Genomic DNA, 13,334 nt, shown 5'->3' with positions numbered 1-13,334 from the left:
GGTGGTCGCTTAGCTGGTATCGGCTATTATTTGCATCAGTGAGCATTAATGTAAGGCTTTGCCTAAGTACGATGGGATAAAGCGTTGGTTCTTTTTGAGAAGAAGTGAATAGATTGGACGTTAAAGAGGGTTATTGGGTTGCGTGTACCTATTGCCAAGGGCGAGGAAAGCGCAGTCGAAGGTTGCGTAAAAAAGTACGTTTATCGTACTTAAAAGAATTGACCGAGTTTGAGCAGATGAAGGGACAGGGGCCAGCGCCAATTCGTCCTAAAGCGCATCTTGAGTTGTGCTTGAAGTGTGCGGGTTCTGGGCTGTTGCCATCTGATCATTTTCCCGTGGCGGACACGGAACATTATCCTCACGTTGCTATTATTGGTGGTGGTATAGGGGGTGTGGCTCTGGCGGTGGCGTGTTTGCACCGTGGTATTCCTTTTACGCTTTATGAGCGCGATAGTGGTTTTGATGTTCGATCTCAAGGCTATGGATTGACTCTGCAGCAGGCCAGTAAGGCGATTGAAGGTCTGGGGATTTTCTCTTTAGAAGAGGGCGTGGTGTCCACGCGGCATTTGGTCCATACACCGGAAGGTGACGTGGTCGGTGAGTGGGGAATGCGAAAGTGGGTGCATTCTGGTACGAAAACCGCGCCGAAGCGAACTAATATTCATATTGCACGTCAGGCTTTGCGCTTGGCTTTGCTTGATCAGCTTGGTGGTCACGATGCGTTGCATTGGGGTCATCAATTGGTTGATTTTCAAGACACTGAAGAGGGTGTCGATTTACGCTTTCAGGTCGGTGGCGAGATAAAAAGCGCGAAAGCGGATCTTGTCGTGGGCGCGGATGGTATCCGAAGTGTGGTGCGTCGTTGGTTAATTACTGAGGAAGCCACGCCGCTGCGCTATTTAGGTTGTATCGTCATTTTAGGGATTTGTTCATTGGCTGACCTAGGCGATATTGAGAGCGATCTGTTGGATTCGGCCACGGTTTTTCAAACCGCCAATGGCAACGAAAGAATTTATATTATGCCCTATGCGGCAGATTCTGTGATGTGGCAATTGAGTTTTCCAATGTCAGAAAGCGATGCGAAAGCCTTGAGTGCGCAAGGAGCACAAGCGTTGAAAGAAGAGGCTTGCCGAAGAACTCAATGGCATTCCCCGATTCCTCAAATTTTAACGGCCACACCATCGTCTTTGGTGTCGGGGTATCCTGTGTATGATCGCACTTTGCTGCAACCTGAATGGTTGGCAAAGGGCAATAATGTTACCTTGATTGGCGATGCCGCTCACCCAATGAGTCCATTTAAAGGTCAAGGGGCGAATCAAGCCTTGTTGGATGCGCTGGCGTTGGCTCGAAGCATTGCGGCTGGGTGTAGGATTGGTTCCAATTGGCGGGACGTGGGAGTTAGGCAAGCTGTATTAGCGGAGTTTGAAGCTGAAATGCTAGAGCGCAGTGCGGTGAAAGTGAAAGATTCTGCCGCGGCGGCTGAGTTTTTGCATTCTGATATTGTGCTTCATGTTGGGGATGAGCCCAGAGGGCGGCATGTGAATCGATTGGAAGATGAGTAACACTTATCTTCTTCTAGGTTAAGTGCTTAATGACGTCATTACGTGACGTTAGCAACAACATTTCATTATTAAGGCTGTAACCAATACCATGACGAGAAAAATATTAAGCTTGAAAGGCAAACGTGCCTCTGACGTCAACTCTGTTGAAGAGGGTGGGCAAGAGGTGTTTGAAAGTGATCCACAAAAGCGCTTTTTAAATGGCGTGGTCATTCACCCTGCACCTTGCATTCGTTTGGCGTCTGCATCTCAGCAGTTGTCCATGCGAGCGATGGATTTAATTACGCCAATTGGTTTGGGGCAGCGAGGTTTGATTGTGGCGCCACCTGGGTCTGGTAAAACAACCATCTTGAAGCATATTTGTCAGGCCGTTGGTGACGCTTATCCTGATATTAAGTTGTATGCCTTGCTGATTGATGAACGGCCAGAAGAAGTAACGGATTTTAGACGTGGGGTGTCGGCTGAGGTACATGCATCCTCTTCAGATGAGAGTTATGCGCAGCATGTTCGAGTGGCCGATGAGCTGCTTGATAAAGCACGTGCTCAGGCTGGTGCGGGTCAGGATGTGATGATTGTGATCGATTCGTTGACTCGATTATCGCGGGTGCATAACGCAGATCGTAAAAGCAGTGGTCGCACCATGTCTGGTGGGTTGGATACCAGAGCGTTGGAAATTCCCCGCAAACTGTTTGGTGCCGCACGAAATATTGAGAACGGTGGTTCATTAACGATTCTTGCCACGATTTTGGTGGACACAGGGAGTCGAATGGATCAGGTGATCTTTGAGGAGTTCAAAGGGACGGGCAATATGGAGATTGTGTTGTCACGTGAAGTGGCAAGCCATCGAATCTTCCCAGCGATCGACATAGCAAAAAGTAGCACGCGCCGTGAAGAGTTGCTGATTGATAGCAAGGATATCGAAAAGGTACGAGCGTTACGACGGTCACTAACCCATTTGAAGCCGGTAGAAGGCGCCAGTAAACTGGTGGATTTATTGCAAACCTACCCCACCAATTCTGAGCTGCTCGAGCATTTTGTTGCGGGATAAAGCCATTCCTTCAGCTAATAGGAGGATCATTGCTAATCAAGGCGATCTTTTTATTTAGCTGTTGAGTTTCTTTGGCTTTTGCTTCTGGCTTTGGTGCGGTAGCTTCAGCAGGGTGAGTGATTCCGGTAAATTTTCCACCAGGTTCAATGCTGAGGTTATCGCTGTAAACCGTGCCGCTAATGCGTCCGTTACTTAGAATATCAACGTAGTTAGCGCGACAAGTGCCTTCGAAATGACCATTAATAATCAAGCGTTCGGTGGTGATTTCTCCAAGCACTTTTCCTGATTCACTGATTTTTAATTGAGTAATCGCATCAACTTGACCTTCTACATGACCATCAATTTGCAGCTGGTTCGCTACTTTGAGGTGTCCTTTGACGGTACAGCCTTCTGCGATGAGCGTTGTAGTTGATGACTGACTCTTGACTCTATTTTGCCCACCAAAGATTCCCATTGTATACCTCTTATGCTTTTGAAAATGGTATCAAAATTATCAACACTCCAATCCACAAAGGGCTTTGGATTTAATGGCCGTCCAATAAATCTCACTTCATAATGAAGGTGTGGTCCGGAGGACAGCCCACTGTTCCCTGAATAGGCGATTAAGTCGCCCTTTTTAACAAAATTCCCTCGGCTGACAGCGAATTTGCTCAAATGAGAATACGAGCTTGAAAATCCGTAGGCATGAAGTATGCGAATATAGTTGCCAGAACCTTTGTCGCTTGGGCGTACGGATTCAATCGCACCATCTGCCGGCGCATAAATAGGGGTGCCAACATTGACTGCAAAATCTTGCCCTCGATGAAACGCGGCAATGCCCGTGACGGGATGTTGTCGTTCACCATAACCTGAAGACGTTCTGGCATGTTTGACCGGCGGGCCGCTTGGAATTTGGGTTAACATGGCGACCCGTATGGATGAATTGATGGCGGCAATATTTAAGCGTGATTCAAATTTTGCATCCATTTGGCTGTCCATGCCAAGAAGTTTTTCTAGATCATCCAACCGATCAGATACTAATTGCATACGCTCTTCACGTTCAGATAAATCTTGTTCTAAGTTTATTTTGAGTGCAGTTAGTGATTTGATTTCTTTGCTTAAAGACAAAGATTTATCTTCTAATTCGCGAAGTTTTAATTTAGAAAACTCCGCGTCATTCACTAGATAATAAATAATGGCAGCGGTTATGAGTATGCAAAGAAAGATTATAGCGCTGATAAGTTTAACAGTATGACGAGTTCTTTTTCCCAAACTAAAGTGCTTACTTCCATGTATTGAAGAAATCGATATTGTTATATGATCTTTCATGCCTTAGCTTTTACCACTGCCATAATGTATTTCTTAGATATACAGCATTTTATCTACCTTTGTAAACTTTTGTATCTAAAAGATATCGATTTAGTATTAGCGGTTGCTTTTACGTACATAATTTAAGATTGAGATAGGCACGGTTTTTCTCACTGGAAAGCCAGCAATGTCTTTACGATCAATGACATGCTTCAATCGACTTTCAATCGCACAGAGGTTTTTGAAATCGCCCATGGCGACAAACGATATGGCTTCACCTTTGGACTCGGCTCGCCCTGTTCGGCCTATGCGATGAATGTATTCTTCTGGTTTAAAAGGCAAATCGTAATTTACGACGCGGCTTAGTTCGCCAATGTCGAGTCCTCGGGCAGCCACACCTGTGGCGACTAAGTATTTAAGTTCACCGGATTTGAATTGCGCTAGAATCTTTTCGCGCATGGCTTGGCTTCTGTCGCCATGTATGGAGTCTGCTTTAATACCACGTTTTGCAAGTTGATCGACCAGTTTGGCGGCACCGTGTTTTTTCTCAATAAAAATCAGCGCTTGGTCCCAATTGTGTTCCTTGATTAAATGGCTTAGTAGGGCAGATTTTGTGTCTTTATCGACTGTGATCAGCCATTGTTTGATATTGGCTGCCGCTCGGACATTCGGAGAAATAGCTATTTCCGCGGCGAGATCGGTCATTTTGCTATCGGAGAAATCGTAGGCTAGGGCGCGAACATCGTCGGTCATTGTCGCTGAAAACAACAGGTTTTGACGATTTTGGGGTAGTCGATCGATGATTTTGTTAATGTCGCCTACAAACCCCATGTCGACCATTCTGTCGGCTTCGTCTAGAACCAGCACGTCTAGCTCGTCAAAATGGACCGCACGTTGGTGAGCTAGATCCAGAAGCCTGCCTGGTGTTGCCACTAAAATATCTATGCCTTCAATTAAGCGCTGCTTTTGTGGTTCGGTATCGACACCGCCATAAGCCACCATGCTGCTAAGGTTGAGATGCTTACTGTAGTCGTTGACGCTAGACGCTACCTGTACCGCTAATTCGCGCGTTGGAACCAGAATCAGTACACGAACACGTTTACCACGTAAGGTAGGTTTTTCATGGTTTTGTTTGGGGCTGCTTAACCGTTCTAATATGGGCAATACAAAGGCGGCTGTTTTGCCTGTGCCAGTTTGCGCGGTGGCAATGAGATCCTTTCCGGAAAGAATGACGGGAATGGCTTGTTTTTGGATCGGTGTTGGGGTGGCATACCCCATTTCTTTAATGGCTTGTACTAGGGGGACGGATAATCCCAGTTTTGCAAATGGCATAGGCGCTCGGACAGATTGTCGTAAGGGGTTGGGTTTGTCAAAAGACAAAAGTGCTGCATTATAGCGTAAAAAACGCCGCGGCGTTGTTTGAATAGGCGAATAATCATTGAACAAAAGGTTTATCTTTGAGGTCTGAGCATTGATCACGGTTTTTTCTGTATAATGGCCTGATTATTCGTCTTTGTTTTTAACTTGGAATCGTAAACCTATGAATCGTTCTCCTGCACATAAACCACGTCCTATGGTGGACCTTATTGTTAGTGTTATTTTGCCGTCTTTTATTTTGATGAAGTTAAGCGGTGATGATAAGTTGGGGGTAAGTGGTGGTCTTATGCTTGCTCTTGCTTTTCCGCTTGGTTGGGGGTTGTTTGAGCTGGTCAAATACAGAAAATTTAATTTTATTGCTTTGTTAGGGTTGGTTAGCGTGTTGTTGACCGGCAGTATCGGCTTGTTTGAACTGGATAATAAGTGGCTGGCGATTAAAGAAGCGTCTATTCCTGCCATTATTGGTATTGCGGTATTGGTGTCGACTTTTACGCCTTATCCTTTGGTGCGAGCTTTGTTGTTTAACGCAGCCATAATGGATGTGGAGACGATCCAAAAGAAGTTAGAGGAAAATAACAGTGTTCAGGTCTTTGAGAGAAAATTGATGAAGGCCACTTATTTTGTGGCAGGGTCTTTTGCCTTCTCAGCGATTATGAACTACGTGCTTGCTAAGTGGATTGTCACCAGTCCAGCGGGAACGGCCGCGTTCAATGAAGAGTTGGGCCAGATGACGCTGTACAGTTATCCTATGATTGCGATTCCTTCTATGGTGATGATGATGGCCATATTTTATTACCTGTGGCGCAGCATCCATAAAGCGACAGGGTTGAAGCTTGAAGATTTGATGGTTAAGAAATAAGAATTTTAGTATGCGCCTTGATAAGTTTATTTGTAAAAGTACCGAGCTGTGCAAGGACGCTGCCACTCAATGCATTCATGCTGGGAAAGTGAGCGTTAACGGTGAGGTGGTGACGAATGAGTCGGTTCAAGTGCATGAAAACAATACCGTGTTGTTGAATGGCGACAGGCTAAAGGCTCGCGATTTTCGTTATCTTCTTCTGCATAAACCGATAAACACGGTTTGCTCTAATATTGATGAAGCTTATCCATCGTTGTTTAATTATCTACAGGTGGAGAGAGTTTCTGAATTACACATTGCAGGGCGTCTAGATGCCGACACAACGGGCTTGGTGTTGATTACGGACGATGGTCGCTGGTCTTTTGATATTACGCGCCCCTGCAATGGCTGCCGAAAGGTCTACCGTGTTGGTTTATCTAAAGCGTTAAGCCATGAGCAAGCGGAAGCGGTGGCTGAGAGATTTTTAGAAGGCATCAAATTGCAAGGGGAGACGCAGTTAACATTGCCTGCTATGTTAGAGGTTATTGCGCCAAACGAAGTGCGACTGACCATTACAGAAGGCAAATTTCATCAGGTAAAACGTATGTTTGCGGCTGTACAGAATCGAGTGGCGTGGCTGCATAGAGAGCAAATAGGTGATGTTTGCCTTGATGTAGAGAGTGAGCAGTGGCGTTATTTAACCCAAAAGGAAGTGGCGTCTTTCCACAAATATCCCAATTGATTGAGGTAGGTATATGACATCAAAACGCATATTGTTCACTGGTGGTTCAGGCAAAGCGGGCAAGCATGTTGTTGCTTATTTGCTTGCGCAAGGACATCGAGTGTTGAATGTTGATTTAGTGCCTTTGGATTATCCAGGAGTGGACAACTTAATGGCTGATATTACGGACTCCGGCCAAATGTTCAACGCGATGACGGCCTATGCAGGATTTGATGAGCTAGAGCCAGGGAACGGAGTGCCAGTGTTTGATGCGGTGGTGCATTTTGCCGCCGTCCCAAGAATTTTAATCCATCCTGATAATGAAACTTTTCGAGTCAATACCATCGGGACCTACAATGTGATTGAAGCCGCGGTCAAGCTGGGTATTAAAAAAGTGGTGATTGCTTCATCAGAAACCACTTACGGTATTTGTTTTTCTGATGGCCAGACCGATCCACATTCTTTGCCATTAGAAGAAGATTACGATGTTGATCCAATGGACAGCTATGGTCTGTCTAAAGTCGTAAACGAGAAAACAGCACGTAGTTTTCAGCGCCGATCAGGCATTGATATTTATGCGCTTCGCATCGGCAATGTGATTGAACCTCATGAATACGCGGAGCTGTTTCCGAATTATTTTGAACACCCTGAAGTACGTCGTCGCAATGCATTTTGTTACATTGATGCCCGAGATCTGGGTCAAATTGTCGATTTATGTTTGCAAAAAGACGGTTTGGGCTTTCAGATTTTTAACGCCGGAAACGATCATAATGGCGCGATTATTCCTACCCAAGAATTAGCGGAGCGCTTTTTTCCGGGTGTGCCTATGAACCGAGAAATGGGGGAACATGAGGCGTTGTTTTCAAACCGTAAAATTCGTGAAGTGCTTGGTTTCAAAGAGCAGCATAATTGGCGACAGTATGTAAAAGCGTCTCTTTTATAAGACTCTTTGCGTTATTGTGCTGATGAATATAACGTTAGCGTGGTTGCCAGAAGTGCGCTAGGCGTTTTTTCGCGGGGTACAAAGCGTTAGTCATTGAACCAACAGGGGATAGGCTGTTGGTGTTAGAGCGATTCGAAGTGGTTTTTCAATAAAGAGTTGGCTTAATCCCAATTGATTTCCGCGAGGGATTCGAAACTGGGTTTGGCGAAGTAATAGCCTTGGAAAAGGTGGATGCCCATGTCTCTTAGGGTGTGATATTCCGCCTTTGTTTCGACGCCTTCGACGACAACCATCATGTCGAGCTCATGAAATAAATTCACCAAGTTACGCACAATGATTTGGCGTTTCTTGTCTTGGTCTATATTTTTGATCAGTGCCATGTCGATTTTTGTGATATCGGTTTTAAGATCAGCAAGCTGGTTTAAACCATTAAATCCTGAGCCAAAATCATCGGTCGCAGTCAAAAAGCCCTGTTGTTGGTAATGTTGAATAATAGATTCTAAGTGCGTGCTGTCGGTTATTTGTTCATTTTCGGTAAATTCAAAAATGATTTTTTCTTTAGGGAACTTGTACTCTTCAGCGGCGTTTAACGTGGTTCTTATACACAGCTCTGGTTTGTAAACAGCGTTCGGTAAAAAATTAATGCTTAAAAAGCTCTTTTCATGCACGCCTAATTCTGCTGCTAGCTTGATGGCTTTCACGCGACAGCTTTGGTCAAATCGATAACGATTGGTGTCGTTAACGTTTTTGAAAACGTGGAATGCGCCTTCTTGATTTACACCACGGACAAGTGCTTCTTGAGCAAAGACAGTTTTTGTTTGGCAATTGATAATCGGCTGAAATGCCATAGTGAAGTCGAAACCTAAGTCGCAAGCTGTAGAGCATTCCGCGCAGCCAAGTTTTCGAAAGTCTTTTTGCTTCATGTCACCTGTTCTCTTTTCTTCATGCGCTAATATAAAAGAAAATTAGGCACTGATTTTGAGTGGCTGATTTTCTGTGGCAATGGATTATGCCAGCCTTAAACAATAGGGCTTTTAACGGTATTTTTCCAGTCTTGTAAAGCATATTGACCGATATTATACATTTTAAACAGGTTGAACTAAGGTGAGTATCTTGTTGTCGAGTTTGATAGTAGGGAGAGAGGTGATGGCGTTGCGGTCGGCCGGTGCCGCCATGGGAAACATGATATGTATTAATAATATTATTGCGATATCCACGATCCTAGATGTCAGTAATAAAGAGGGTTTTATTATTAAACGCACTATTATCTCTATGTTAGCTTATGCTCTGGTAGCGGCCTTGTTCTCTATGATTAGGCTTTATTGACCGTGTATTTTGGAAAGTATTAAGGAGGGTTAATGCAATCTGTAAATGTAGTGTTTCATATCGATGAACTGGACAAGTGGTCATTGCTTCTTGCTAATGTGCGCAATCTTGTGAAAGCGGTGAATCATGAATCCTCGAATATTATGGTGCTGTCAAACGCGAAAGCGGTATTGGTTTTTGGTGATCGTGCTTCGTTAAATTATGCAGACTCAATACAAGAGTTGGTCGCTAATGGGGTTGAGTTTGTTGTGTGTCAGAATTCACTTAATGGGGCCGGTATCGCTATTGATTTGTTGCCAGAATTTGTCACAGTAGAGCCTGTCGGCGTACTGACGTTGATCGAAAAGCAAACGCAGGGTTTTGCTTATATTAAGCCTTAGAAGCGTTTGTCCATAAAATAGGTTGAATAGCACAAAAAAGGGCCACGTAAATGTGGCCCTTTTTATGACACTCTGCGTTAGTGGCGACGAAAATTATTTGTCTGCCGCTTTTTTCGCTTGTTGCTCATCGTAACGTTTTTCCCAGAATTCTGCGCCTTTAATACCAAGGGCTTTTGGGTTAAAAGTATATTCTGTTACGCCCGCTGCTTTTTGGTCTTCATAATCGCGCAAGGCTTTCATCGTAGGTTTTGCCATGAAGAAAATGGTCAGGATACCAATGATGTTTAGCCACGCCATCAGACCTACACCAACGTCACCTAGGTTCCAGATGTAACCTGCAGTATTGACGGTACCGTATGCCACCATGAACATGATAAGCAATTTTACGAATGTCAATGATACGTTGATGTTCAACGCACGACGTAGATATGCCACATTGGTTTCAGCGATGTAGTAGTAAGCCAGTATCGTTGTGAAAGCAAAGAAGAACAATGCGATACCGACAAACACGGGGCCTGAGCTACCAAATACACTGGCTAGTGCCATCTGAGTAAAAGCAGGAGACGCTATGATGGTTGAAGGATCCACGTTTTGTACGATGAACTGGCCATCAGGTAGTGAACCTTGCACGTTGTATTGTTGAGTGATCAAAATCATCAGAGCCGTTGCGGTACAAATGAATAGTGTATCAACGTAGACAGAGAAGGCTTGAACCAGACCTTGCTGTGCTGGGTGTTGTACTTCTGCGGCCGCCGCTGCGTGAGGGCCAGTACCTTGACCTGCTTCGTTAGAGTAAACGCCACGTTTTACACCCCAACCGATTGCCGCACCAAAACCTGCTTGCGCTGTAAAGGCATCAGAAAAGATCAAACCGAAGATACCTGGCACCTTGTCTAGATTCAGAAAAACCACGATCAAGGCCATCACAATGTAGCCAATTGCCATGAATGGCACAATGATTTGAGTGAAGTTTGCAATGCGCTTGATGCCGCCAAAAATAATGAAGGCGAGTACAATCAGGATCACCGCTAGTGCAACCAATTTAGTGGAGCCTACTTCACCAAATGAGCTGGAAACAATCACGCCTTCACCAAATATCTGTGTGACCGCATTGCCTACTGAGTTAGCTTGAATACCGGGTAAGAAGACACCACAAGCAATAATGGAAGACAAGGCAAACAAAACACCTAACCAGCGCCAGCCAAGGCAACGTTCGAAATAATACGCTGGACCACCACGGTATTGGCCGTTTTCACTGACCTTATAAAGTTGACCTAATGTTGATTCTGCATAAGCCGTGCTTGCGCCTAAGAAAGCAACGACCCACATCCAGAAAACAGCACCTGGACCACCAAAACCAATCGCAGCAGCAACGCCTGCAATGTTACCTGTACCAACACGACCAGACAAAGAAACGGCAAGAGCTTGAAAGGAAGAGATGCCCTTGTCTGAATCGTTGGAATTGAATAAAAGTGAACACATTTCTTTAAAGTGACGAACTTGAGCAAAGCGCGTCAGTATTGAATAAAATAAGCCAGCACCTAAGCATAGATAAATTAGGGCAGGGCTCCAAATGACTCCGTTCAAGAAATCAATGAATGCTTGCATAGATAGTCCTCGATAAGATTAGCTCTGAGAGCTTTTTTTAGTTGTTGTATTGATCACTAAGGTGCGGCGTTTGTGGGGATAGTCGCTGACATTATGCGTAAACTTACACTTATAATTTGTAACATTACGCACAAAAAGTGCACCTAAGTGGGGCAAATCTACCATGAAAAAGAAATGAGATCTATTTGTAAAAGATTAGGATGTGATAATTTTATAAAAAAATCCCGATGCAAAGAACACTGCATCGGGACTCAAGGCGGGAGTGCCTAGATAAAGGTTTTAATGGTACTTAAGAGATACGGGTCAAACAGGCCTTCAGGGAAGTCTACGTTCATTACTCTGCCCATTGTCACTAAGAAGACCACCAGGCCAATGGCAATGGCTGTCGACTGAACATACGACGCTTTTGCTAGGAATTTCAAAAACAATAGTGAAAATACAAAGGTTGTTGAAATAAAGCCAAACAGATAATAACCATAGGCAATAGCAAAAAAGCCTACGATATACACCATATTCATGGCGAGATCTGACGATACTTTAGTGTGCTTCTCTCTCATGTATTTGCTTACAATCATGATGATAGAGAACAAGACAATCGTGATAGCTATGATGGGGAAGGCTTTTGTTAGCGTTGAGGCTCCCCAAATATTCACAAGAGCATAGGTCGCGCAGCCTCCCATCACTGCGATGATCCCCCAATCTGTCCAGGAGACAGTGTTGGCCATACTGTTTTGTTCTTTTTCTTGCATGAGCTGCTCTGGCTTCATCTTTTGTTTTCTTTTCTTCAGAATCGGAGGCAGCACAAAACCGACAATAATGAGTGCGGCTATGGTAATAACACCAGGACGTAAGAACCATTCGTAGCCATAGAATTGGATGCTCTGGAAGAAGTAGTTTTCAGCCCCTGAAGACAATACAAAGCCGATCAAAAAGGCGGGTCTAGGCCAATTTGCCCCTTTCATCATGACACCGAGAGCCGCCACAACACCCAAGAAAATAAAGTCACCTAGACTGCGTGTCGCTTGGTAAGCGGCGAAGAGTATCAAGGTTAAAATAATGGGTGTCAGTATTGAAAACTTAATATAAGTCAGTAGTGATATTGGACGTGTAAAGCAGATGCAGAATAGGGCACCAAGAATGTTAGCTAGAGCCAATGACCAAATAATGGTGTATGTCAAATCAAGGTGTGTCGAGATCATTGACACACCGGGTTGGATACCTAGCAAGAGCATGCCACCAAGAAAAACGGCTGCCGCGCCAGAACCTGGAACACCAAATAAAATAGTTGGGATCATGCTGCCAGAGGCACAAGCATTGTTTGCTGACTCAGGAGCGATAACACCGCGAATATCACCTTTACCAAACTGAGACGAGTCTTTGCTCGAGTTTATGGCGAAACTGTAAGTCATCCAATCAACAACCGAACCACCTAATCCAGGAATCGCGCCAATTAAGCTACCAAAAATGGAAGACTTACCAACGAGTGGAAGGTTCGCAAACACATCTTTAAAACCTTGCTTCAAGCCGTGACCAAGTTTATTTGGTGATGAGGCAATCGCGCTATTTTTTACCAATAAACTGATTATTTCAGGTAGGGCAAAAATACCCAAGCCGACAACAACCAGAGGAATACCATCGTAAAGATAGTCAATGTCTAGGGTAAAGCGAAACTCTCCTGTAGCCGGTGCTCCACCGATGGCGCCGATTAACAGACCAAAGCCACAAGCGGCTAAGCCTTTGTAAACATTGCCACCTGACAGGGCGGCTACAACACTCAGCCCTAGCAGCGTAAGCATGAAGAGCTCAGCGGAGGAAAAGGCCAACACAACAGGGCGAGCGACGAGTATAAACACACTTAATACAATGGCACCCACCACACCTCCTATCATTGAAGATAGGAAGGCGGCGGAAAGCGCACGTGCTGCTTGTCCTTTTTTGGCTAAAGGGAAGCCATCCATAACAGTGGCTTGTGACGAGCTCGAACCTGGAATTCCCATCAACACGGAGGTAAATGTATCTCCCGTGGGAATGACGGCAACCAGTCCCATCAGCATCCCAAGACCAACAGAAGGTTCCATCCCATACAAAAACGGTAAGAGTAAAGACATGCCGGCGATACCGCCCAGTCCGGGAATAATGCCGACCACTAGCCCGACTAAAACACCAGCAATTAAGTAGGTGAGATGGGTGATCGACAGCAATTGTTCTAGGGCGCTGAGGAACTCAATCATTAACAATAACTCCTGC

General features: G+C 44.8%; 13 protein-coding genes. 7 read left to right on the top strand and 6 right to left on the bottom strand.

Annotated features, from left to right (window positions below):
- The first annotated feature begins 104 nt into the window (after positions 1-104).
- Positions 105-1,562, top strand: coding sequence for an FAD-dependent oxidoreductase (locus DK187_RS04160; protein ID WP_223232355.1), 1,458 nt, complete (start codon positions 105-107; stop codon positions 1,560-1,562).
- An 88-nt stretch (positions 1,563-1,650) separates the two neighbouring features.
- Complete coding sequence (gene rho / locus DK187_RS04155; protein WP_111606082.1) at positions 1,651-2,607, top strand: transcription termination factor Rho; 957 nt, start codon at positions 1,651-1,653, stop codon at positions 2,605-2,607.
- Positions 2,608-2,617: 10 nt separating this feature from the next.
- Here rho and DK187_RS04150 read toward each other — a convergent pair whose 3' ends face one another.
- The 3 genes from DK187_RS04150 to DK187_RS04140 form a co-directional block, all read right to left on the bottom strand.
- Positions 2,618-3,061 carry a bactofilin family protein gene (locus DK187_RS04150; protein ID WP_111606081.1) on the bottom strand — a complete coding sequence of 148 codons (444 nt, stop codon included), beginning with the start codon at positions 3,059-3,061 and terminating at the stop codon, positions 2,618-2,620.
- Positions 2,965-3,915 carry a M23 family metallopeptidase gene (locus DK187_RS04145; protein WP_111606080.1) on the bottom strand — a complete coding sequence of 317 codons (951 nt, stop codon included), beginning with the start codon at positions 3,913-3,915 and terminating at the stop codon, positions 2,965-2,967. The genes DK187_RS04150 and DK187_RS04145 overlap by 97 nt, the downstream gene beginning before the upstream one ends.
- 96 nt (positions 3,916-4,011) lie before the next feature.
- Positions 4,012-5,226, bottom strand: coding sequence for a DEAD/DEAH box helicase (locus tag DK187_RS04140; protein ID WP_111606215.1), 1,215 nt, complete (start codon positions 5,224-5,226; stop codon positions 4,012-4,014).
- Positions 5,227-5,434: 208 nt separating this feature from the next.
- On the opposite strand from DK187_RS04140, the gene DK187_RS04135 reads away from it, so the two are divergent.
- From DK187_RS04135 to DK187_RS04125, 3 genes are read left to right on the top strand one after another with little or no spacing between them, the layout of a single operon-like run.
- Positions 5,435-6,130, top strand: coding sequence for a VC0807 family protein (locus DK187_RS04135; RefSeq protein ID WP_111606079.1), 696 nt, complete (start codon positions 5,435-5,437; stop codon positions 6,128-6,130).
- Positions 6,131-6,140: 10 nt separating this feature from the next.
- Positions 6,141-6,851 (top strand): pseudouridine synthase, encoded by a 711-nt coding sequence (locus DK187_RS04130; protein WP_111606078.1) that lies wholly within the window; start codon positions 6,141-6,143, stop codon positions 6,849-6,851.
- 13 nt (positions 6,852-6,864) lie between these two features.
- Positions 6,865-7,773 (top strand): NAD-dependent epimerase/dehydratase family protein, encoded by a 909-nt coding sequence (locus tag DK187_RS04125; protein ID WP_111606077.1) that lies wholly within the window; start codon positions 6,865-6,867, stop codon positions 7,771-7,773.
- Between the two features lie 161 nt (positions 7,774-7,934).
- Here the strand turns inward: DK187_RS04125 and DK187_RS04120 are convergent, their stop codons facing one another.
- Positions 7,935-8,696 carry an EAL domain-containing protein gene (locus DK187_RS04120; RefSeq protein WP_111606076.1) on the bottom strand — a complete coding sequence of 254 codons (762 nt, stop codon included), beginning with the start codon at positions 8,694-8,696 and terminating at the stop codon, positions 7,935-7,937.
- Positions 8,697-8,919: 223 nt separating this feature from the next.
- On the opposite strand from DK187_RS04120, the gene DK187_RS04115 reads away from it, so the two are divergent.
- Both DK187_RS04115 and DK187_RS04110 read left to right on the top strand, forming a co-directional pair.
- Complete coding sequence (locus DK187_RS04115) at positions 8,920-9,099, top strand: L-lactate permease (RefSeq protein WP_111606075.1); 180 nt, start codon at positions 8,920-8,922, stop codon at positions 9,097-9,099.
- 32 nt (positions 9,100-9,131) lie between these two features.
- The gene (locus DK187_RS04110; protein WP_111606074.1) at positions 9,132-9,479 is read left to right on the top strand and encodes a DsrE family protein; all 348 of its coding nucleotides are present in this window, start codon (positions 9,132-9,134) and stop codon (positions 9,477-9,479) included.
- Between the two features lie 93 nt (positions 9,480-9,572).
- On the opposite strand, the gene DK187_RS04105 is transcribed toward DK187_RS04110, so the two are convergent.
- Positions 9,573-11,087 carry an alanine/glycine:cation symporter family protein gene (locus DK187_RS04105; RefSeq protein WP_111606073.1) on the bottom strand — a complete coding sequence of 505 codons (1,515 nt, stop codon included), beginning with the start codon at positions 11,085-11,087 and terminating at the stop codon, positions 9,573-9,575.
- A gap of 266 nt (positions 11,088-11,353) precedes the next feature.
- The gene (locus DK187_RS04100; RefSeq protein ID WP_111606072.1) at positions 11,354-13,318 is read right to left on the bottom strand and encodes a tripartite tricarboxylate transporter permease; all 1,965 of its coding nucleotides are present in this window, start codon (positions 13,316-13,318) and stop codon (positions 11,354-11,356) included.
- Positions 13,319-13,334: the final 16 nt, after the last annotated feature.

This window comes from Marinomonas arctica, from assembly GCF_003259225.1.
GTDB lineage: Bacteria > Pseudomonadota > Gammaproteobacteria > Pseudomonadales > Marinomonadaceae > Marinomonas > Marinomonas arctica.
Note: the sequence above shows the minus strand (reverse complement) of the source record. Positions and strands in the feature narration are given on the sequence as shown.